The 21,751-nt window shown below is 31.6% G+C and carries 21 protein-coding genes; 3 read left to right on the plus strand and 18 right to left on the minus strand.

Features of this window, described 5'->3' with window-relative positions; translation table 11 throughout:
- Positions 1-9: 9 nt before the first annotated feature.
- The 18 genes from hisF to PBN93_RS14875 all read right to left on the minus strand — a co-directional run bounded on the left by hisF (position 10) and on the right by PBN93_RS14875 (position 18,421).
- On the minus strand, positions 10-765 hold the full coding sequence (gene hisF / locus PBN93_RS14790; RefSeq protein ID WP_077399648.1) for an imidazole glycerol phosphate synthase subunit HisF: 756 nt from the start codon (positions 763-765) through the stop codon (positions 10-12).
- Between the two features lie 69 nt (positions 766-834).
- Positions 835-1,563 (minus strand): 1-(5-phosphoribosyl)-5-[(5-phosphoribosylamino)methylideneamino]imidazole-4-carboxamide isomerase, encoded by a 729-nt coding sequence (gene hisA / locus PBN93_RS14795; protein WP_077399651.1) that lies wholly within the window; start codon positions 1,561-1,563, stop codon positions 835-837.
- Positions 1,564-1,689: 126 nt separating this feature from the next.
- Positions 1,690-2,271 carry an imidazole glycerol phosphate synthase subunit HisH gene (hisH, locus tag PBN93_RS14800; RefSeq protein ID WP_077399654.1) on the minus strand — a complete coding sequence of 194 codons (582 nt, stop codon included), beginning with the start codon at positions 2,269-2,271 and terminating at the stop codon, positions 1,690-1,692.
- Positions 2,272-2,296: 25 nt separating this feature from the next.
- Positions 2,297-3,430 (minus strand): bifunctional histidinol-phosphatase/imidazoleglycerol-phosphate dehydratase HisB, encoded by a 1,134-nt coding sequence (hisB, locus tag PBN93_RS14805; protein ID WP_271080978.1) that lies wholly within the window; start codon positions 3,428-3,430, stop codon positions 2,297-2,299.
- 44 nt (positions 3,431-3,474) lie between these two features.
- Complete coding sequence (gene hisC, locus PBN93_RS14810) at positions 3,475-4,524, minus strand: histidinol-phosphate transaminase (RefSeq protein ID WP_271080979.1); 1,050 nt, start codon at positions 4,522-4,524, stop codon at positions 3,475-3,477.
- Entirely contained in the window at positions 4,524-5,807 is a 1,284-nt protein-coding gene (hisD, locus tag PBN93_RS14815; protein WP_271080980.1) for a histidinol dehydrogenase, read from the minus strand. Before hisD ends, hisC begins: the two co-directional genes overlap by 1 nt.
- The gene (hisG, locus tag PBN93_RS14820; protein WP_077399665.1) at positions 5,807-6,664 is read right to left on the minus strand and encodes an ATP phosphoribosyltransferase; all 858 of its coding nucleotides are present in this window, start codon (positions 6,662-6,664) and stop codon (positions 5,807-5,809) included. Before hisG ends, hisD begins: the two co-directional genes overlap by 1 nt.
- Before the next feature lie 253 nt (positions 6,665-6,917).
- On the minus strand, positions 6,918-7,733 hold the full coding sequence (locus PBN93_RS14825) for a prohibitin family protein (protein ID WP_271080981.1): 816 nt from the start codon (positions 7,731-7,733) through the stop codon (positions 6,918-6,920).
- An 8-nt stretch (positions 7,734-7,741) separates the two neighbouring features.
- Positions 7,742-9,778: a vWA domain-containing protein gene (locus PBN93_RS14830; RefSeq protein ID WP_271080982.1), complete on the minus strand. Its 2,037-nt coding sequence runs from the start codon at positions 9,776-9,778 to the stop codon at positions 7,742-7,744.
- A 43-nt stretch (positions 9,779-9,821) separates the two neighbouring features.
- Complete coding sequence (gene fabG / locus PBN93_RS14835) at positions 9,822-10,568, minus strand: 3-oxoacyl-[acyl-carrier-protein] reductase (protein WP_271080983.1); 747 nt, start codon at positions 10,566-10,568, stop codon at positions 9,822-9,824.
- A 134-nt stretch (positions 10,569-10,702) separates the two neighbouring features.
- Positions 10,703-11,155: a DUF1569 domain-containing protein gene (locus PBN93_RS14840; protein WP_077399677.1), complete on the minus strand. Its 453-nt coding sequence runs from the start codon at positions 11,153-11,155 to the stop codon at positions 10,703-10,705.
- A gap of 108 nt (positions 11,156-11,263) precedes the next feature.
- The gene (gene sucD, locus PBN93_RS14845; RefSeq protein ID WP_077399679.1) at positions 11,264-12,136 is read right to left on the minus strand and encodes a succinate--CoA ligase subunit alpha; all 873 of its coding nucleotides are present in this window, start codon (positions 12,134-12,136) and stop codon (positions 11,264-11,266) included.
- 70 nt (positions 12,137-12,206) lie between these two features.
- Complete coding sequence (locus tag PBN93_RS14850; RefSeq protein WP_271080984.1) at positions 12,207-13,142, minus strand: UDP-3-O-(3-hydroxymyristoyl)glucosamine N-acyltransferase; 936 nt, start codon at positions 13,140-13,142, stop codon at positions 12,207-12,209.
- Positions 13,143-13,188: 46 nt separating this feature from the next.
- Positions 13,189-13,755 (minus strand): elongation factor P, encoded by a 567-nt coding sequence (gene efp, locus PBN93_RS14855; RefSeq protein WP_077399686.1) that lies wholly within the window; start codon positions 13,753-13,755, stop codon positions 13,189-13,191.
- An 8-nt stretch (positions 13,756-13,763) separates the two neighbouring features.
- Positions 13,764-14,549, minus strand: a complete 786-nt coding sequence (lpxA, locus tag PBN93_RS14860) for an acyl-ACP--UDP-N-acetylglucosamine O-acyltransferase (protein WP_013622527.1) — start codon at positions 14,547-14,549, stop codon at positions 13,764-13,766.
- 1 nt (position 14,550) lies between these two features.
- A complete protein-coding gene (locus tag PBN93_RS14865) occupies positions 14,551-15,954 on the minus strand; it encodes a bifunctional UDP-3-O-[3-hydroxymyristoyl] N-acetylglucosamine deacetylase/3-hydroxyacyl-ACP dehydratase (protein WP_077399689.1) in 1,404 nt (467 codons plus the stop codon).
- Positions 15,944-16,969: a UDP-3-O-(3-hydroxymyristoyl)glucosamine N-acyltransferase gene (gene lpxD / locus PBN93_RS14870; RefSeq protein WP_271080985.1), complete on the minus strand. Its 1,026-nt coding sequence runs from the start codon at positions 16,967-16,969 to the stop codon at positions 15,944-15,946. Before lpxD ends, PBN93_RS14865 begins: the two co-directional genes overlap by 11 nt.
- Before the next feature lie 225 nt (positions 16,970-17,194).
- Positions 17,195-18,421 carry an HD domain-containing protein gene (locus PBN93_RS14875; RefSeq protein WP_271080986.1) on the minus strand — a complete coding sequence of 409 codons (1,227 nt, stop codon included), beginning with the start codon at positions 18,419-18,421 and terminating at the stop codon, positions 17,195-17,197.
- A gap of 37 nt (positions 18,422-18,458) precedes the next feature.
- On the opposite strand from PBN93_RS14875, the gene porX reads away from it, so the two are divergent.
- The 3 genes from porX to PBN93_RS14890 all read left to right on the plus strand — a co-directional run bounded on the left by porX (position 18,459) and on the right by PBN93_RS14890 (position 21,750).
- On the plus strand, positions 18,459-20,003 hold the full coding sequence (gene porX / locus PBN93_RS14880; protein WP_271080987.1) for a T9SS response regulator signal transducer PorX: 1,545 nt from the start codon (positions 18,459-18,461) through the stop codon (positions 20,001-20,003).
- Positions 20,004-20,056: 53 nt separating this feature from the next.
- Positions 20,057-20,464: a tRNA (adenosine(37)-N6)-threonylcarbamoyltransferase complex ATPase subunit type 1 TsaE gene (gene tsaE, locus PBN93_RS14885; protein WP_077399701.1), complete on the plus strand. Its 408-nt coding sequence runs from the start codon at positions 20,057-20,059 to the stop codon at positions 20,462-20,464.
- An 86-nt stretch (positions 20,465-20,550) separates the two neighbouring features.
- On the plus strand, positions 20,551-21,750 hold the full coding sequence (locus PBN93_RS14890; RefSeq protein ID WP_077399704.1) for an alanine dehydrogenase: 1,200 nt from the start codon (positions 20,551-20,553) through the stop codon (positions 21,748-21,750).
- Position 21,751 lies beyond the last annotated feature (1 nt).

Below are 21,751 nucleotides of genomic sequence, written 5' to 3' on the forward strand. Positions count from 1 at the left end.
TATATAATATTATAATCTAACCGGTATACCGTTAGTTTTTAATTCTTCTTTCAAATCTCTAATTTCTATTTCTTTAAAATGAAAAACGCTTGCTGCCAATGCTGCATCTGCTTTACCATCTTTAAAAGTATCTGTAAAATGCTGAATAGAACCTGCGCCACCTGAAGCTATAATTGGAATATTTAGCTCGGTTGATAATTTAGCTAAAGCTTCATTAGCAAAACCATCTTTGGTACCGTCATTGTCCATAGACGTAAACAAAATTTCTCCTGCTCCTCTTTTTTCAACTTCTTTTGCCCAATCAAACAAGTTTAATTCCGTAGGTACTTTACCACCAACCAAATGAACAACCCAGTTGCCATCTATATTTTTAGCATCTATGGCAACAACCACACACTGCGATCCAAATTTGGCTGCTAAGTCGTTTATTAATTGTGGGTTTTTAACTGCAGATGAATTTATAGATACTTTATCTGCACCATTTTGAAGTAATATATCTACGTCTTCTATAGATGAAATACCACCACCAACAGTAAAAGGAATATTAACTTTTTCTGCAACTCGTAATACTAAGTCTGCTAATGTTTTTCTACGTTCTTCTGTTGCAGATATATCTAAAAAAACAAGTTCGTCTGCTCCTGTTTGTGCATAAATTTCTGCCAATTCTACTGGGTCGCCAGCATCTCGCAAATCTACAAAATTGACTCCCTTTACGGTGCGTCCGTTTTTAATATCTAAGCAAGGAATTATTCTTTTTGTTAACATATTATTTATGGATCATATAAAGAGAAAAGAAATAGACTTCTATTTTCCTGTACTCTCTAATCTAAATTTTTATTTATTTAATATAAAATCTTCTAATTGCTTCATAGAAATTCTATTTTCATAAATAGCTTTACCTATTATAGTTCCTTCACAACCAATTTCGGCTAGTTTGGGTAGCTCATCAAAAGTAGAAATTCCTCCACTTGCTATAAGTTTTAAACCTTTTTCTGATGATTGCAAAATTTTAGAATACAAATTAAAAGAAGGTCCTTCTAACATACCATCTTTACTAATATCTGTGCAAATAACATAGCATACCCCTTGTTTTTGATATGCTTGTATAAATGGCACTAATTCTTCTTTAGACTCTTCTAACCAACCAGAAACAGCTACTTTTTCATCCTTGGCATCTGCTCCTAAAATAATTTTATCTGCACCAAATTTTTCAAGCCAAGAAGAAAACACTTCTCTATCTTTAACAGCAATACTACCACCAGTTATTTGGTTAGCACCACTTTCAAAAGCTATTCGTAAATCATCGTCCGACTTTAATCCGCCACCAAAATCTATTTTTAGGCTTGTTTTAGACGCTATTTCCTCTAAAACTTTGTGATTTACAATGTGTTTAGACTTTGCACCGTCTAAATCTACTAAATGTAAATACTCTATACCGTGAGCCTCAAACTCTTTAGCAACTTCTAAAGGATTTTCGTTATATATTTTTTTTGTGTTGTAATCTCCTTTAGACAAGCGTACACATTTGCCATCTATAATATCTATTGCTGGTATTATTCTCATTTTTGTTTTTTTAAAAGAAAGTATTAAATTTTAAGAACAAAGTCTTAAGTTTTTAATACTAATTTATAATAGTAAGCCTTTATATTTAAAGGAATAGAAACACTTACTTAAGACTTAATTAAACTTCTACATTTCAAGAAAATTTCTTAAAATCTGCTCTCCTACTTCACTGCTCTTTTCTGGGTGAAATTGAGTTCCGTAAAAATTATTTTTTTGTAATGCTGCACTGTAATCTACATCATAATTAGATTTTGCAATGGTTTCGTTAGTAACTGGAGCATAAAAACTATGAACCATATAAATATGAGATTTTTCTTTTACTTTATTAAAAAGATTTGTTGTTAAGTTTGATATCTCATTCCATCCAATTTGTGGCACTTTTACCTTGTTTGAAAACTTTACAACATCAACATTAAAAATCCCCAAGCCTTTTGTTTCTCCTTCTTCAGATGCGTTGCACATTAACTGCATACCCAAACAAATACCCAAAACAGGTTGTTTTAATGTAGGGATTAAAGTATCTAAACCACTAGCACGTAACTTACTCATTGCACTACTAGCCTCACCTACACCAGGAAAAATAACTTTATCCGCAGCTAAAATTTCATTTACGTCATCTGTTAAGACAGCCTCAAAACCAAGTCGTTTTATAGCAAACTTAATGCTCTGTATATTTCCTGCTCCGTAATTTATAATTACTATTTTCATTTTAAACTTTAAGTATTATCACTATTTACAGCATTCCCTTTGTACTAGGTAAAACCATTTTTTCTACATCTCTTTTTACCGCCATTTTTATAGCCTTTGCAAATGCTTTAAAAATAGCTTCAATTTTATGATGTTCATTTACACCTTCTGCTTTAACATTTAAGTTAGCTTTTGCTCCATCTGAAAATGATTTAAAAAAGTGTAAAAACATTTCTGTAGGCATATCGCCCACCATTTCTCGTTTAAAATCGGCTTCCCATACCAACCAGTTTCTACCTCCAAAATCAATTGCTACTTGTGCTAAACAATCATCCATTGGCAAACAAAAACCATAACGTTCTATGCCAAGTTTTGTTCCTAAAGCCTTAGCAAACACTTCTCCTAATGCAATAGCTGTATCTTCTATAGTGTGATGCTCATCAACCTCTAAATCACCGTTTACCTTAATTTCTAAATCCATTTGACCGTGACGAGCCAATTGGTCTAACATATGATCAAAGAAAGACAATCCTGTTTTTATATCGCTTTTACCCGTACCATCTAAATTTACATTAATGTAAATATCGGTTTCATTTGTTTTACGTGTAACTTCAGAAACTCTATCTTTTAGTTTTAAGAACTCGTATATTTTCTCCCAGTCGTTGCTTTCTAAGGCAATAACATCGTCTAATTCTTCCCTTTTCACTGTAATTTCTCCAGTACCAAGATTGGTTTCATCATTAATAAAAATACCTTTAGAACCTAGGTTTTTAGCAAGTTCTATATCTGTTAATCTGTCGCCAATAACAAAAGAATTTGCTAAATCATATTCTGCAGAAAAATATTCGGTTAATAAGCCTGTTCCAGGTTTACGAGTATTGGCATTTTCGTGAGGAAAAGTTCTATCTAAAAACACCTTATCAAAAACTACACCTTCGTTCTCAAAAGACTTTAAAATAAAGTTGTGTACTGGCCAAAATGTATCTTCAGGAAAAACATCTGTACCTAAGCCATCTTGATTGGTAATCATTACCAACTCATAATCTAGTTCTTTTGCAATTTTACCCAAAAAAGTAAATGCTTTAGGGTAAAAAACCATTTTTTCAAATGCATCTATTTGCTCATCTACGGTTTCTTTAATTATGGTTCCGTCTCTATCTATAAATAATACTTTTTTCATCTTCAATAGTTCGTTATAATTCAATTTTTAAAAAAGAATTACGGTTAGTTATTAATTTGGTTTAGTGCGCTTATTAATGTGTTGTTTTCTTCTCTAGTACCTACAGTAAAACGTAATGTATTTTTACATAATGGCTGCGTGGTTCTGTTGCGTATTACAATACCTTTATCTAGTAATTGATTGTACCTTTTTGTAGCATCATCTACTTTTACTAAAATAAAATTAGCATCAGACGCATAAACTTTTTCTACAAAATTTACTTCAAGTAATACTTTAGATAAAATGTCTTTTTCTGTCATTATTTCAGAAACTTCCTGCTTTACAGTATCTACATCTAAAACACGCTCTTTTGCTCGTTGTTGTGTTAATTCGTTTACGTTATAAGGTGGTTTTATTTTATTTAAAACTGTTATAATTTCCTTTGATGCAATACAAATTCCCAATCTTACACCTGCTAACCCATACGCTTTAGACAGTGTTTGTGTTACTATTAAATTAGGGTAATTATTTAACTGAGAAACCCAACTTTCTTGTGATGAAAAATCGATATAAGCTTCATCTACAACTACCAAACCTTTAAAATTTTCTAATAACTGATGCATTTTTTCTGTAGCGAAACTATTACCAGTTGGATTGTTTGGTGAACATAAAAATAAAATTTTACTGTTTTTATCTGCTGTACTTAAAATTTCATCAACATTAGGCTCAAAATTGGTTGTAAGTAACACCTCTCTATTCTCTATGTTGTTAATAGCAGATAATACCTTGTACATACCGTAAGTTGGTGGTAAGGTTATAATATTATCTTCTTTTGGCTCACAAAATGCTCTATATATTAAGTCTAAAACTTCATCACTACCATTACCTAAAAGCAAGTTTTCTGACTTTATACCTTTTTGTTCTGCTAAAATAGATTTTAAACTACGTTGTTGTGGATCTGGATATCTATTTACACCGTTTTGGTATGGATTTTCATTTGCATCTAAAAAAATCATTTCAGTACCATCAGAAACATATTCATCTCTAGCTGAAGAATACGGACTAAGTCCTTTTACATTCTCTCTAGTTAATTTATCTAAGTTAAAATCTTTCATTATTTTAAACTCTTTAAACGTAATGTAACTGCATTTTTGTGAGCTTGTAAGCCTTCTGCATCTGCCATTAACTCTATAGCTTCACCTATTTCTTGTATACCTTGTTCAGATATTTTTTGAAACGTAATACTCTTAGTAAAACTATCTAAATTTACACCACTGTATTGTTTTGCATAACCGTTTGTTGGTAAAGTGTGATTAGTTCCCGAGGCATAATCACCTGCACTCTCTGGCGTATAATTACCAATAAATACAGACCCAGCATTTTCAATTGTGTTTAATACATAGTCCTCATTTTGTACACAAACAATAAAGTGCTCTGGAGCATACTCATTAATTAATTGCATTGCTGTTTCTAATGTTTCTATATATATCAGCTTGCTATTTGCTATGGCCTTAGTTGCTATTTCTACACGTGGTAAAACTGCTAATTGCTGTTCTAACTCAGTTTCTACATCGGTAATCATCTTTTTTGATGTAGATACCAATATTACTTGACTATCTGTACCGTGTTCTGCCTGACTTAATAAGTCTGATGCTACAAATGCAGCGTTAGCTGTATCATCTGCTAAAACTAACAATTCACTAGGACCTGCTGGCATATCTATTGCCACACCATATTTTGTTGCAATTTGCTTTGCCACAGTTACATATTGGTTTCCTGGACCAAAAATTTTATAGACTTGTGGTATTGTTTGTGTACCAAACGTCATAGCTGCAATTGCTTGTATACCACCAACTTTGTATATTTTAGTAACACCACATAAATTTGCAGCATACAAAATAGCAGGATTAATTTTGCCTTCTTTATTAGGCGGAGAGCACAATACAATTTCTTTACAACCAGCTATGTTTGCTGGAGTTGCTAACATTAGTATTGTAGAAAATAGCGGTGCTGTACCACCTGGAATATATAAACCTACTTTTTGAATAGGTCTTTTTTCTTGCCAACAATTTACTCCGTTTGCTGTTTGTACTGTAACTTTTTCAGTTTTTTGTGCTGTATGAAAAGCTTCAATATTGCTTTTTGCTAATTGTATTGCTTTTTTTAGTTCTTCTGATACTAATTCTTCTGCTTCAACCAATTCTTCGTTACTAACAATTGTAGATTGTAAAGAAACACCATCAAACTTAGAAGTATACTTATTTACAGCTGTATCACCATCAGTTCTAACCTCATTAAAAACAGAAACCACAGTGTCTTCAATATCTGATACAGTCTGTGTTGGCCTCTCTAAAACTTGTTTCCAATCTGTAACAGCTGGATTATTAATCTTATTCATTACAATACCATTTTTTCAATTGGACAAACCAAAATGCCTTCTGCACCTTCATTTTTCAATTCCTGAATTACTTCCCAGAACTTATCTTTATTTATAACTGTATGTACAGAACTCCACCCTTCTTCCGCTAATGGCAACACAGTAGGGCTACGCATTCCTGGTAATAATGATATAATTGTATCTAATTTTTCATTTGGTGCATTTAACAGCACATATTTAGATTGTCTAGCTCTTAAAACAGATTCTATTCTAAATTCTAATTGAGCTAATATTTCTTTACGTTCTTCTGTAATTTTTGGTGAAACAGCTAAAACAGCTTCACTGGTTAACATTACTTCTACCTCTTTAAGGTTATTTTTAAATAATGTACTACCACTAGATACAATATCACAAATACCGTCTGCCAAACCAATATTTGGTGCAATTTCTACGGAACCATTAATAATGTGTAAATCTGCCGTAACACCTTTAGATGCTAAATAGTTTTTTACTGTATTTGGGTATGATGTTGCAATACGTTTACCCTGAAAATCTTGTACAGATGTATATTTAAAAGATTTAGGTACTGCTAACGATACTTTACATTTAGAAAATCCTAATCTTTCTGAAAATGTAATGTCTTCTCCTTTTTCTATTAACACATTTTCTCCTATTATAGCAATATCTACTACTCCGTCTCTCAAGTACTGAGGAATATCACCATTTCTAAGGTAAAAAACTTCCATAGGGAAATTTCTTGAAGATGCTTTTAGCTGATCTTTACCATTGTCTATTGATATTCCACAATCTTTTAAAATAGCTATGGAATCTTCATTTAAACGTCCGCTTTTCTGAATTGCAATTCTAATTTTAGTCATTCTTTTTTTAGTATGTGTTTAAGAAATCAAAATGGATAAAAACAAAAAACCCGCTTGATTTCTCAAACGGGTTAGATATATGTTTAAACACGGCAAAACACTTCTAGCTCGCTTGATAGCAAGGTGTAAAGTGATGATGATGTGTGTTTTTATTTCTCATTATGCTGTAAAAGTAAAACTTATTTCTTTTATAAAAAAGAGATTTTTAAATTTTAGTTGACTCTTGATAATTTCTTAACAAATGATTGTAAATTTATTGGTTTCCTAAAATTAATGGTAAACCAGAGTCTCCACTACCAATTACAATTACTTTAGCGTTTGGAGATTCAGACAATTTTATAGTAGCATCTATACCTTTGTCTTGCAAAATTTTATCTGTTAACGATGCACTTAATATTTTGTTTGCATTTGCTTTACCTTGTGCTTCAATAGTTACTTTTTCTGCCTCTTTTTTAGCTGTAACTAATCTAAATTCATATTCTAAAGATTCTTGTTCTTGTTTTAATTTACGCTCTATGGCATCTTTAATTGTTGGCGGCAATGTTACATCACGCACTAAAATTTCATTTAGTTGTATGTATTCTCCATCAACAATTTTCTTTGTTTCATCAAAAATTTCTTGTTGTATGGCATCTCTTTTACTAGAATATAACTGCTCTGGAGTATAGCGACCAACAACAGAACGAGCTGCAGATCTAATAGTAGGTAGTAAAACTCTTTGTATATAATCCTCACCTTTTTCTTGGTGTAACTTTCCTAATTCATTACGTTTTGGCTGAAACCAAGCTGAAGCTTCTAGTTTTATATCTAAACCATTACTAGAAAGTACATTCATTTTTTCTAAAACCTCTTGTTGGCGTATTTCATAAATATAAACTTTATTCCAAGGTGCAACAACATGAAATCCTTCTCCCATTGGTGGTTCATTTGTAACTACGCCCTCTCCTAATGTCTCATATAAAACACCCGCGTGACCAGAGTCTATTGTAACAGCAGATTTAGATATAATAACTATAATTAATATAATAACAAATAATACTGGTAATGCAATTTTTGGTAATCTTTCCATAGTAGTTTTTAAGTTAATCCGTTGTATTTTCTAAGAAACCATTCTATTATAAACACCAATAAAATAAAGCCTAGTAGAAATTTAAATTCTACCAAAGATACAATATTTTCCTTGCTCCTTTGTGTAGGTTTTAGGGTTTGTTTACTTAGCAGATCTTGTTTTAAACCATTTACATTATTAACGTAAAATAGGTTTGTGTTTGTGCTGTTAGCAACCCTTTGCAACTTTTTATAATTGCTAGATGTAAATTGTTGCTCTGCATTGTAATTTAAGATGGTAAACATACCAGATTTTGTGTTTTTAGTATGTAATACCGTAGCTGTAAATGTATAATCACCGGCAGGCAAACTACTTAAGTCAGCTTTATAAGTAAATCCATTTAAAAGCATTGGAATTTCTTTGTAAATAGATTTTTCTTTATTCTTTATTTTTAAAACTACTGTAGCATTTGCATTAAACTCAAAAGCATCATCAAAAACTGATGCATTAATAACTGCCTCTCTACTACCTAAATACACTTGCTTATAATCTAACGTAAAGCTATTTTTAGAATTGCTAGAAGCTAAATACAATATTATTTTACCTATAAATTCATCAAAAGACTTAAAATCTTTTTCATTTCTAAAGGTTTGCATTCTCCATTTCCATATATCTTCTCCAAATAAAAAAGCCTGTTTTGTTTTATCAAACTCCGAAACAGCCAATAAAGGAGATTCTATTGTAACGCCTCTTATTGTTGTTTTTAATATTGTTAAGCTTTCGTCTTGCGGAAAAACAGGACTAACATTACTCTGTAAAGGAGGAAAATTGGTAGTTAAAAACTCAGAAACATCAAACTTAGAAAAAGACGAATTTAGCGTGGGAAATACTTCTTGCGCAGGAAAACCATCTTCAAAAATGTAAGTGTTTTGCACAGTATTTAAAAAATCCCAATCTGTTTGCAAACCTGTTATGTAAAACGAATTTTTGTTAGAGTTAGTAGCATAATCTATTGCATTTTTAAAAGAACTATTGGGCTGATAAAAAATAAAAACATCAGTGTTTTGCCACAAATTCTTATCGATTTTGGGCGCTAAAATTGTTACATTACGTTGTTCATTACTTTCTATTGCTTTTTTAAGAGTTCCTAAATCTGGATGTTCTATAGCAGATACTATAGCTATATTTGTTTTTTCATCTATTACCTCTAATGCAACTGTCTTTGTATTGTTTTTTGTATTTTTCTCATTGGTTAATTCTCCTATACCTACCTTAAGCTTTTTTACACCAATAGTCTTAGCATCTATATTAGCTGTTATGGTTTTACTGTTTTCTAATGCGCTAAAAGTCACATTTTTTGTAAATACAGTTTTACCATTTTCTTTAATAGTTATTAGTTTAGTTACGGGTGTTTTTCCTGTATAGGAAGCATTCACTTCTACAGGGTATTTGTTATTTAAAAAAGCAAAGTTATTTTTATTTACCTGGTCTATTTTAATGTCTGTATATGTTGTTGTATCACCTACAACTACCGGGTAAATTGGTGTTTTATTGTTTAATGATAAAAACTCATAATCTTCTCCTAGCGTTTGATTACCATCAGTTAATAATACAATAGCAGTATTGATATTGCGGTAAATTTCTGAAGTTGCTTGCAAAGCCTCACCAATATTTGTGTTTTGCTCTGTAAATGTCACAGAATCTTTTATTGTATTTAAATTGTATCCAAAGGTGTATGAGTCTATTGTAAATTTATCATTTACTTCACTATCATTAGTAAGGTTTTTAAGAAAATCTGTTACTTTTTGCGTTGATTTACTATTTTTTATAGACGCAGAATTATCTGTTAAAATAACAAGTCTAGTTTTCTCTACAGTATAGGTAGTTTTGGTAATTTTTGGATTAATAAGCATTAATAACACTCCAAAAACACCAAAAAAACGTAAAAAGGAGAGTAAAACAATAAGTTTGCCTCTCCTTTTAGTTCTGTAATAGTTATGAAACAGGACTACAAGCAGCGAAAATATTGCTGCTAAAATTACCCACAGTACAGTTGTAATTTGCATGTATTAAATGTCTCTGTTTTTCAATATAAAATTTAGTATTCTATTAAGTTAACATTCCGCCATCTACATTAAGTACTTGGCCAGTAACGTAAGCAGACATATCTGATGCAAAAAACAAACATGCGTTTGCTACATCATCAGGAGATCCTCCTCTTTTTAAAGGAATTCCGTCTCTCCATCCTTGAACAACTTTTTCATCTAACTTATCTGTCATTTCAGTTTCTATAAAACCAGGTGCAATTGCATTACATCTAATGTTTCTAGAACCTAACTCTAATGCAACAGACTTTGTAAAACCAATCATTCCGGCTTTAGATGCTGCATAATTAGTTTGTCCTGCATTACCTTTAACACCAACAACACTACTCATATTTACAATAGAACCCTTACGTTGCTTTAAAAAAGTACGTTGTACTGCTTTTGTCATGTTAAAAACAGATTTTAAGTTAATTTCAATTACAGCATCAAAATCATCTTCTCCCATACGCATTAACAAATTATCTTTAGTAATACCTGCGTTGTTAATTAACACATCTATACCACCAAAATCTTCTAATACGTTTGCTACCAATTCTTCTGCTTGCGAAAAACTTGCCGCGTTACTTTTATATGCTTTAGCTTTTACGCCTTTAGCCGTTAAATCTTTTTCTAATTCTAAGGCAGGAGCTTCACTAGAGCTGTATGTAAAGGCTACATTTGCGCCATTATCTGCAAACACCTTTGCTATTCCCATACCAATACCTCTACTAGCACCAGTAATAATTACGTTTTTTCCTTCTAACAATTTCATCTAATAAAATTTTGCGTTGTTGCAAGTCAAATATAGCGTATGTTTTAGACCTTTAAAAGGTATACTTCTTTTTTTTAATATTGATATTATAAATCTTTACAACTATTATTTATGAATGTAAAAAACACACTATTTTATACTCCAAACTGCGTTAAGTGATGATCTAAATGTTTAGAAAACATCATATTCCATTCCTTACTAGATAGTTTTCCAAATGAATGTGACTCTTTATTATTAAAATATGTTTCTCCTAGTTTTTGAGTTTTATCTAAATATGATAATAATCTATTTTTTTCTTCTTCAAAATTTTTACTCTCTGTAATTATAAATTCTGGTGCAGTTCTACTATTTTTCTTATACGGTTTAGGACCTACAACTGCATTTTTTACAAATGTTTTTAATAAAAACTTTTTAAAAGAATTTGGTTTTGGGTGTTTATCTTCAAACGTCATTTCGTAGGCTACATTACAATGAGCTAACATTTGAGAAATTTCCATTTTCCCCCATAGGGCCTTTGTTTGCGGATTTAATTTAGCTAATCTTTTTTTTGTAAAGTTTAAATCTTCTTGTAAAAACAAATTTTTCATAACAAAATTGGTTGTGGATAATACAACTAATGTACATTAATTTAAAGCACAAAAAAAGCGTTTACTAATTTTGTAAACGCTTTTATATATGTAATAAAGATTAAATGATTAACCCATAACTTCTTTTACTTTTTTACCTATTTCAGCAGGAGAATCTACAACGTGAATACCACAATCTTTCATAATTGCTTTCTTAGCTTGTGCAGTATCATCACTACCACCAACTATAGCACCTGCATGACCCATTGTTCTACCAGCAGGAGCAGTTTCACCAGCTATAAAACCAACAATTGGTTTTTTACTACCACTTTCTTTATACCACTTAGCAGCATCAGCCTCTAATTGTCCTCCTATTTCACCAATCATAACTACACATTCCGTAGCAGGATCGTTAATTAAAAGTTCTACAGCTTCTTTAGTCGTTGTTCCAATAATTGGATCACCACCAATACCAATTGCTGTAGTAATACCTAAACCTTGACGTACAACTTGGTCTGCAGCCTCATACGTTAATGTACCAGACTTAGAAACAATACCTACAGTACCACTTTTAAATACAAAACCAGGCATAATACCTACTTTAGCTTCTCCTGGAGTAATAACACCTGGACAGTTAGGACCTATTAAACGACAATCTTTATCTTTAATATAATCTGAAGCTTTAACCATGTCAGCAACAGGGATACCCTCTGTAATAGTAATAATTACTTTGATACCAGCGTTAGCAGCTTCCATAATTGCATCGGCAGCAAATGCTGGCGGTACAAAAATAATAGTTGTATCTGCACCTACTTTTTCAACAGCTTCTAAAACTGTGTTAAAAACTGGTCTTCCTAAATGCTCTTGACCACCTTTACCTGGTGTTACACCACCAACAACGTTGGTTCCGTATTCAATCATTTGTTCAGCGTGAAAAGTACCTTCACTACCTGTAAACCCTTGTACAATTATTTTGGAATCTTTATTTACTAAAACACTCATTATATCGTTTGTTATTTTTTTCGCTTCACAAAAATATAGCTTTGTTGGCGATTATTAAAGTATTCTTTGTTTATTTATTTTTAATATTTTGTAAAATAGATGGTATTTTTTTAACGTTAGCCAATTGTCTCAGTTTTTCTCTGGATTCTTCAATTGGAGTACCAAAATAACTTTTGCCACCTACAATAGACTTTGTAACACCTGTTTGCCCCATTACAACTGCTTTTTTACCAATTGTAATACCACTTGTTGTACCAACTTGACCCCAAAGTGTAACTTCATCTTCTATAATAACACAACCGGCAATACCTGTTTGCGATGCAATTAAACATTTTTTACCAATTACAGTATCATGACCAACATGTACTTGGTTGTCTAATTTAGTACCTTGGCCAATAGTTGTGTCTCCTGTGACACCCTTATCTATTGTACAAAGTGCTCCTATATCTACATTATCCTCTATTACAACTCTTCCGCCAGATAGTAATTTATCAAAACCTTCTGGTCTGTTTTTATAATAAAATGCATCTGCACCTAAAACAGATCCTGCATGTATAGTTACATTATCACCTAAAACACAGTTATCATAAATTGAAACATTAGAATGAATTACACAATTTTTACCAATAACAACATTATTACCTATAAAGGCATTGGGCTGTATTACCGTATTCTCTCCTATTTTTGCTGTTTCTGATATGGTTGAAACAGATTTTGCAAAAGGATTAAAATAAGCTGTTAACTTATTAAAATCTCTAAAAGGATCGTCAGAAATTAACAAAGCCTTACCCTCAGGACAAGCTACCTCCTTATTTATTAAAATAATAGTTGCGTTGGATTGTATAGCCTTATCATAGTACTTTGGGTGATCTACAAAAACAATATCTCCGCTAGTAACAACGTGAATCTCGTTCATTCCTAAAACAGAAAAACTATCATCACCAACATATTTACAGTTTATAATAGCTGCAATTTGCTTTAAAGTATGTGGAATAGGAAATTTCAAATGTTTATTATACCTAATGTTTATATTTTACAGAAAAATTAAAGACTTACTCTTTTACACGCTCCATATAAGAGCCTTTTTCTGTATCTACTTTTATTTTATCTCCTTCATTTATAAAAAGAGGAACGTTAACTTCTGCTCCTGTTTCTACTTTTGCCGGCTTAGTAGCGTTTGTTGCTGTATTACCTTTTACTCCTGGTTCTGTATATGTAACTTCTAAAATAACACTAGCAGGCATATCAACAGATAAAGGTAAACTATCTTCTGTATTAAATAAAATAGTAACGACTTCTCCTTCTTTTAACAAACCTGGAGCATCTAAACTATTTTCTTCTAATGTAATTTGATTATAATCATCTGTATTCATAAAATGATACGTAGTACCTTCTGCATACAAAAACTGATAAGAACGTGTTTCTACACGCACATCATCAATCTTATGGCCTGCAGAAAACGTATTATCAATAACCTTACCTGTGGTTACACTTTTTAATTTTGTTCTTACAAAAGCTGGTCCTTTACCAGGTTTTACGTGTAAAAATTCTACAATTTTAAAAATATCATGATTGTATCTTATACACAATCCTTTTCTAATGTCTGATGTTGATGCCATACTTTTATTTAATTTGAACTAAAATAGCCTTTCATAATTCCTCTTTGAGAATCTCTAATAAACTGAAGAATTTCGTCGCGCTCTGGAGTTGCTTCCATTTCTGCTTCAATAATTTCTACAGCCTGACTATTGTTATAATTTTTCTGATATAATATTCGGTAAATATTCTGTACTTCTCTAATTTTTTCTGAAGAAATACCTCTTCTACGCAAACCTACAGAGTTTATACCTACATAAGATAATGGTTCTCTGGCAGCTTTTACATAAGGTGGCACATCTTTACGCACTAAAGAACCTCCTGTAACAAAAGCGTGGTTACCTATAGATACAAACTGGTGAACAGCTACTAAGCCTGCCAAAACTACATTATCTCCTACAGTTACGTGACCTGCTAAGGTAGAATTGTTAGAAAAAATACAATTATCTCCCACAAAACAATCATGAGCAACATGACAATACGCCATTATTAAACAATTTTTTCCAATTTTGGTTTTTTGCCTGTCCGATGTACCTCTGTTTATAGTAGCACATTCTCTTATAGTGGTGTTATCTCCTATCTCTACAATAGTTTCTTCACCTGCATATTTTAAATCTTGTGGAGTTGCAGATATTATGGCTCCAGGAAAAATGTTGCAATTTTTACCTATTCTTGCGCCTTCCATAATAGTTACGTTAGAACCTATCCAGGTTCCCTCGCCTATTACTACATTATTATGTATTGTTGTAAAAGGTTCTACAACAACATTTTTTGCGATTTTAGCACCTGGGTGTATATACGCTAAAGGTTGATTCATTCTATTGTTTTTTTGCTATTTGTGCCATCATTTCGGCTTCACAAACTAATTTATCATTTGCATAAGCATACGCTTGCATATGACATATTCCTCTGCGTATTGGTGTTATAAGGCTACAGTGAAATATTAATGTATCTCCTGGTAAAACCTTTTGTTTAAACTTAACTTTGTCAATCTTCATAAAAAAAGTTAAGTAATTTTCTGGATCTGGAACAGTACTTAAAACTAAAATACCTCCTGTTTGTGCCATTGCCTCTACTTGTAAAACTCCTGGCATAACAGGTGCTCCTGGAAAATGACCTACAAAGAATGGCTCATTCATTGTAACATTTTTCATCCCCACTACATGATTATCAGAAAGTTCTAACACTCTGTCTATCAACAAAAATGGAGGTCTGTGTGGTAACATATCCATAATTTGATGAATATCCATTAAAGGAGGTAAACTCAAATCATACTTAGGTACACTGTTTCTTTTTTCTAACTTAATTATTTTAGCTAATTTTTTTGCAAATTGTGTATTTACAAAATGCCCTGGCTTGTTAGCTATAACCTTACCACGTATTCTAATACCTGTTAAAGCTAAATCTCCAATAACATCTAATAGTTTATGACGTGCAGCCTCATTAGGCTGGTGCAATGTTAAATTATCTAATATTCCATTAGGCTTAACAGATAATTTCTCTTTCCCAAAAGCTTTTTCAAGCTTTTTCATTGTTTCATCAGATATTTCTTTATCTACATAAACTATGGCATTATTTAAATCACCTCCTTTAATAAGTCCGTGTTCTAATAACATTTCTAACTCATGCAAAAAGCTAAACGTTCTTGCATTAGAAATTTCTTCTTTAAAATCTGATAATTTTAACAAAGTAGCATTTTGTGTACCCAAAACCTTGGTACCAAAGTCTACCATAGTTGTTATTTGGTAATCATCAGATGGTATAATAGTAATTTCACTACCAGTAGCTTCGTCTTTATAAGAGATAACATCCTTTACAATGTATTCTTCTCTTTCTTTTTCTTGCTCTACTACACCTGCATTTTCTAAAGCCTCAACAAAAAACTTTGATGAGCCATCCATTATTGGTAACTCTGGAGAGTTTAACTCTATTAAAACATTGTCTATCTCTAAACCTACTAGTGCAGCTAATACATGTTCTGGTGTTTGTATTTTAACACCTTTCTTTTCTAAATTAGTACCACGCTGTGTGTTTTCTACAAAATTAGCATCGGCCTCTATTATAGGTTCCCCTTCTAAATCTATACGTTTAAAAGCATAACCGTGGTTTTCTGGAGCAGGTAAAAACTTCATTGTAACTTTTTCACCTGTGTGTAAACCTACACCTGTAAGCGTAGCTTCTTTAGCTATAGTTCTCTGTTTTGCATTGGGTTTATTTGCCATCAAACTTTTTTTCAATGTTATTTATTCCTTTCACTATTTTTGGTAAGTTTTTAAAATGAACGTAAGACTTATTAAAATCTCCATAATTCATAGCAGGTGAGCCTTGTAAAACCTCGTTATCCTTAATGTTTTTACCTATGCCAGACTGTGCTTGTATGCGTACATTATCTCCTATAGAAATATGACCTACAATACCTACTTGGCCACCTATCATACAATTTTTTCCAATTTTAGTAGACCCTGCAATTCCTGTTTGAGCAGCAATTACAGTATTTTCACCAATTTCTACGTTATGTGCAATTTGTATTTGGTTATCTAATTTAACCCCTTTTCGTATAATTGTAGACCCCATTGTTGCCCGGTCTATAGTAGTACCAGCTCCAACATCTACATTATCTTCTAAAATTACATTACCTATTTGTGGTATTTTTGTAAAAGTACCATCGGTATTTGGAGAAAAACCAAAACCATCAGAACCAATTATAACTCCTGTATGTATTACGCAGTTGTTGCCAATTATAGAGTCTGAGCATATTTTTGCTCCAGAAAATAAAGATACATTATCTCCTATGGTTACATTATCTGATATGTATACGTTTGGATATATTTTAGCATTTTCACCTATAGTTACATTTTTACCAATGTAGGTAAATGCACCTAAGTAAACATTTTCTCCATAACTAGCAGATTCGTCTACATAAACTGGCTGTTCTATACCACTCTTATCATTTTTAACCTGATCATAATAGGTTAACAATTTTGTAAAAGATTGATAAGCATCATCTACTTTTATTAACGTTGTTGTAAAGTCTTTCTCTGGTAAAAAATCTTTATTAACAATAGTTATAGACGCCTTTGTTGTATATAAATGTGGTGTATATTTAGGATTAGCTAAAAAGGTAAGCGAACCCGCTTTTCCTTCTTCTATTTTAGCAAGTGTATGTACAGTAATTTCAGGATCTCCCTGAACTTCACCTTCTAAAATACTTGCAATTTGACTAGCTGTAAACTTCACGTGTTGTTAATTAATTTAGTAAGGTGTTTTTTTATCCTTATTATGTATTATTAAAAATTAAGGTTTTACAAAAACCATAATTAACGGTGACAAAAGTAAGAAAAATAGTGAAATGTTTACATTTTACTTGAGCTGTGTTTTTATAATACCAAGTAAAACGCTGGCTTATAAACTTTAACCCATTATAATATTTATAAATTTTCTTTACATTTTTTTTACATTAACCTATTCTGTTTTAGGATAACAAGCGTAGTATTTGGTTACTGTTTTAGATAATGTTTTGCTATTTAGCTGGTCTGATGCTTTTGAAACATCTGTTATTTTTCCATTTTCTTTTAGCACTTTTATAGGTTGTATATGCTGTATATAAGCCGTATTTTTTATTTCTCCACTAAACACAAAGTATGCTGTTTCTTCATCCGTTAAATTGTGTTTCTCTTTAAATAAATTAAACTCTTTTTTTACTTTTATTGCAGATATTGGCTTTTTCTTCATTTTTATATGAAGTAAATCTCTATGCAATATCATTCTACTTAATGTAGCTAAAACAAAATCGCTATTATGCTGCCACTCTTTAATAGCTGCCATAATATCTATATCATCTAACTCCGAAAATTTTTCAATTACATCAGCATTAAAATCTTTTAAGGTTATTTTGTTTTTTATAAAAAATGATAAAATAGAACTACATGGTAAATTATTACCGCTATGTATTAATTCCTTTGCCCTTTTTAACGTTTTTATTAATAATTGCTCTGCTACCAAGCCAGTTTTATGTAAATATACTTGCCAATACATAAACCTACGAGCCATTAAAAATTTCTCTACAGAGTATATACCTTTTTCTTCTACAACTAAATCACCATCTACCACATTAAGCATTGTAATTAGGCGTTCTGCATTAATATTACCTTCCGCTACACCTGTATAAAAGCTATCTCTTTTTAAATAATCCAGCCTATCCATATCTAATTGACTAGATACTAAATCATTTAAAAACTTTTTAGGGTGTTCTTTTTTAAAAATAGCTATTGCTGTATCTAGCTTACCATAAAATTCTTTATTAAGCTGTTGCATAAACACCAAGGATATAGCTTCATGATCCACACCCTCTACAATAGTATGCTCCATTGCATGAGAAAAAGGACCATGACCAATATCATGTAAAAGAATGGCACATAATAGTCCTTCTTCTTCTTTTTTAGATATTTTTACACCTTTAAAACGGAGAATTTGTACAGCTTGCTCCATTAAATGCATACAACCCAATGCGTGCTGAAACCTAGTGTGCTGTGCTCCAGGATATACTAAATATGTTAAGCCAGTTTGTGATATTCTGCGAAGCCTTTGAAAATAAGGGTGCGCAATAATATTAAAAATTAGCGTGCTTGGTATGCCAATAAATCCGTAAATTGGATCATTGAATATTTTAAGTTTGTTAGATATAATCAAAATCTTCTTTCTTTACAATTACAAATATAGACACTAAATGAACAAGATAACAATACTTTGGGTAGATGATGAAATAGATTTACTTAAACCACACATAATATTTCTAGAAAAGAAAAATTACCAAGTGATAACTTGCCAAAGTGGCAGAGAAGCTTTGGAAGAGCTAGAAGAAACTAAAGTGGACATTGTTTTTTTGGATGAAAATATGCCTGGAATTAGCGGTTTAGAAACACTTTCCGAAATTAAAAAAACAAACACTTCTTTACCTGTTGTAATGATTACAAAAAGTGAAGAAGAGCTTATTATGGAAGAAGCAATTGGCTCTAAAATAGCAGATTACCTTATAAAACCAGTTAACCCAAACCAAATATTGTTAAGCTTAAAAAAGAGTTTAGACCACTCTAGATTAATATCAGAAAAAACAACATCTAACTACCAACAAGAATTTCGTAAAATTGCAATGGATTTATCTATGGTAAATACCTATGAAGAATGGGTAGAGTTGTACAAAAAACTTATACATTGGGAATTACAACTAGAAGAAATTGAAGATACTGGAATGTTTGAAATTCTTGAATCTCAAAAAATTGAGGCAAATAATCAGTTTGGTAAGTTTATAGATAAAAACTACCCTAATTGGTTTTCAGTTGACAATACTCCTGTTTTATCACATACGCTATTTAAAAACTTAATTAAACCAGAGCTAAAAGATAAGTCCACCCTGCTTGTGGTTGTAGATAATTTAAGGTATGACCAATGGTTAGCTTTTGAAAGTACCGTAAATATGTTTTATAAAAAAACAAAAGAAGAACCTTATTTTAGTATTTTACCAACCGCTACACAATATGCACGTAATGCCATATTTTCTGGATTAACACCTTTAGAAATGGAAAAACAACATCCAAACTGGTGGAAAAATGATACTGACGAGGGTGGTAAAAATTTACACGAAGAAGATTTTCTTAGCGCACAATTAAAAAGGCTTGGACTAGATTTAAAATGGGAATACCACAAAATTAGTAGTTTAAAGCAGGGCAAACAATTGTCTCAAAACTACAAAACTCAAAAAGACAATAATCTTACTGTAATTGTATACAATTTTGTTGATATGTTATCACATGCAAAAACAGAAATGGAAGTAATAAAAGAGCTTGCAAGCAATGACAAAGCTTACAGATCTTTAACTGTAAGTTGGTTTAAAAATTCACCTTTATTAGAAATAATACAGCAAGCCCAAGCAATGGGACAAAAGCTTATAATTACCACAGATCACGGCACAATAAATGTAAAGCAACCCTCTAAGGTTGTAGGAGATAAAGACACTAGCCTAAACCTAAGATACAAGACAGGAAGAAGCTTGTCTTATGACGATAAAGATGTTCTTGCTGCAAAAAATCCAAAAGATTTACAACTCCCAACAATTAACATGAGCAGCTCTTTTATCTTTGCTAAAAATGATTTATTTTTTGCCTACCCAAACAACTACAACCATTATGTAAGCTACTATAGAAACACTTACCAACATGGCGGTGTGTCATTAGAAGAAATGATTATTCCGTTTGTTGTTTTAGAGCCTAGATAATTGTTTTAAAACTTACTACTAAATACTTTTGTACGCTTGTAATTTTTTATAAAATGAATAAAACTTTTTCTACACCAGAAATTCAGGATATTGCTAAGGATATAATTAAAAACACTCCTACTAAAACCTTATGTTTTTATGGAGAAATGGGTGCAGGCAAAACCACTTTAATTAAAGCCATAATGAAAGAACTAGGTGTTGCAGGGGACACCTCTAGCCCTACCTTTGGCATTGTAAATGAGTATCATAATAACAAAAACGAAACCTTAGCTTATCATTTTGATTTTTATAGACTTGAAGACGAAATGGAAGCCTTAGATATTGGTATAGAAGATTATTTTTACGCTAACAAATGGGTATTTATAGAATGGCCTGAAAAAATAGAGTCATTTTTACCAGAAAATGCTACCAATATTAAGCTAGAGGTAATTAACCCTACAGACCGTAAAATCAGTTTTTAATGAAGGTTTAGAAAAACCAAATTAACCAATGGTTTTAAAAATAAAATTGTAATTTTGATGGTCAGATTTAATTAATATAAACGGATATGAATCAGCCTTCTTCGCCATTTAGCAAATATCAATTACTACCACAAGAAGAAAAGCTAGAAATCCTTAGAAAAAAAGGTGAATTATTTATTGGTATGCTGAAAGAAAATCAGTACCAAGAAAAAAGAATATGCTTAACTCCAGATGCCGTCAATGCTCTTACTTGTAACGGACATAGGGTTTTAATAGAATCTGGGGCTGGTGAAGGTGCAAATTTTTCTGATTTAGATTATACCAATGCAGGCGCCGAAGTTACAAAAGACACTAAAAAAGTATTTTCTTGTCCGCTTATTTTAAAAGTAGAACCACCTACTCTTTCAGAAATACAAATGTTAAATCCGCAGACTACTATTATATCTGCGCTTCAGATTAAAACACAATCTAAAAAGTATTTTGAAGAATTAGCAAAAAAACGAATTACCGCAATTGCTTTTGAATACATACAAGATGAAGATGGTAAATATCCTGCTGTACGCTCTCTAAGTGAAATAGCCGGTATTTCATCTGTCTTAATTGCTTCAGAATTAATGGCAACAACAAATAATGGCAACGGATTAATGTTTGGAAACATTAGCGGTGTACCACCTGTAGAAGTTGTAATAATTGGTGCCGGAACAGTTGGCGAGTTTGCTGCAAGATCTGCTATTGGCCTAGGCGCTAACGTTAAAATATTTGATAATTCTATAACCAAACTAAGACAAATACAAACCAACTTAAAACAAACCGTTTACACATCTACATTACAACCAAAAAACCTTTTAAAATCTCTAAAGAGATGTGATGTTGCCATTGGCGCAATAAGAGGTAAAGACCGCTCCCCTATTGTAGTTACAGAAACTATGGTAGAAAATATGAAAAAGGATGCTGTGATTATTGATGTTAGTATAGATATGGGTGGCTGTTTTGAAACCTCAGAATTAACTACACACAATAAACCAACCATTAAAAAACACGGTGTAGTACACTATTGCGTACCCAATATACCATCTAGATACCCTAAAACGTCATCAATATCTATAAGTAACATTTTTACACCTTACCTTTTAAAAATTGGTGAAGATGGTGGAATGGAAAATGCATTACGTTTTGACAAAGGACTACGCAACGGACTATATATGTACCACGGAATTTTAACAAACAAATCTGTAGGAGAATGGTACGACTTACAGTATAGTGATATCAATTTTTTAATTTTTTAAT

Source organism: Cellulophaga omnivescoria, assembly GCF_027915275.1.
GTDB lineage: Bacteria > Bacteroidota > Bacteroidia > Flavobacteriales > Flavobacteriaceae > Cellulophaga > Cellulophaga omnivescoria.

Coding starts and splice junctions, on each gene's coding strand:
- hisF (WP_077399648.1), bottom strand. CDS start 765: ATGTTAACAAAAAGAATAATTCCTTGCTTAGATATTAAAAACGGACGC.
- hisA (WP_077399651.1), bottom strand. CDS start 1,563: ATGAGAATAATACCAGCAATAGATATTATAGATGGCAAATGTGTACGC.
- hisH (WP_077399654.1), bottom strand. CDS start 2,271: ATGAAAATAGTAATTATAAATTACGGAGCAGGAAATATACAGAGCATT.
- hisB (WP_271080978.1), bottom strand. CDS start 3,430: ATGAAAAAAGTATTATTTATAGATAGAGACGGAACCATAATTAAAGAA.
- hisC (WP_271080979.1), bottom strand. CDS start 4,524: ATGAAAGATTTTAACTTAGATAAATTAACTAGAGAGAATGTAAAAGGA.
- hisD (WP_271080980.1), bottom strand. CDS start 5,807: ATGAATAAGATTAATAATCCAGCTGTTACAGATTGGAAACAAGTTTTA.
- hisG (WP_077399665.1), bottom strand. CDS start 6,664: ATGACTAAAATTAGAATTGCAATTCAGAAAAGCGGACGTTTAAATGAA.
- PBN93_RS14825 (WP_271080981.1), bottom strand. CDS start 7,733: ATGGAAAGATTACCAAAAATTGCATTACCAGTATTATTTGTTATTATA.
- PBN93_RS14830 (WP_271080982.1), bottom strand. CDS start 9,778: ATGCAAATTACAACTGTACTGTGGGTAATTTTAGCAGCAATATTTTCG.
- fabG (WP_271080983.1), bottom strand. CDS start 10,568: ATGAAATTGTTAGAAGGAAAAAACGTAATTATTACTGGTGCTAGTAGA.
- PBN93_RS14840 (WP_077399677.1), bottom strand. CDS start 11,155: ATGAAAAATTTGTTTTTACAAGAAGATTTAAACTTTACAAAAAAAAGA.
- sucD (WP_077399679.1), bottom strand. CDS start 12,136: ATGAGTGTTTTAGTAAATAAAGATTCCAAAATAATTGTACAAGGGTTT.
- efp (WP_077399686.1), bottom strand. CDS start 13,755: ATGGCATCAACATCAGACATTAGAAAAGGATTGTGTATAAGATACAAT.
- lpxA (WP_013622527.1), bottom strand. CDS start 14,549: ATGAATCAACCTTTAGCGTATATACACCCAGGTGCTAAAATCGCAAAA.
- PBN93_RS14865 (WP_077399689.1), bottom strand. CDS start 15,954: ATGGCAAATAAACCCAATGCAAAACAGAGAACTATAGCTAAAGAAGCT.
- porX (WP_271080987.1), top strand. CDS start 18,459: ATGAACAAGATAACAATACTTTGGGTAGATGATGAAATAGATTTACTT.
- tsaE (WP_077399701.1), top strand. CDS start 20,057: ATGAATAAAACTTTTTCTACACCAGAAATTCAGGATATTGCTAAGGAT.
- PBN93_RS14890 (WP_077399704.1), top strand. CDS start 20,551: ATGAATCAGCCTTCTTCGCCATTTAGCAAATATCAATTACTACCACAA.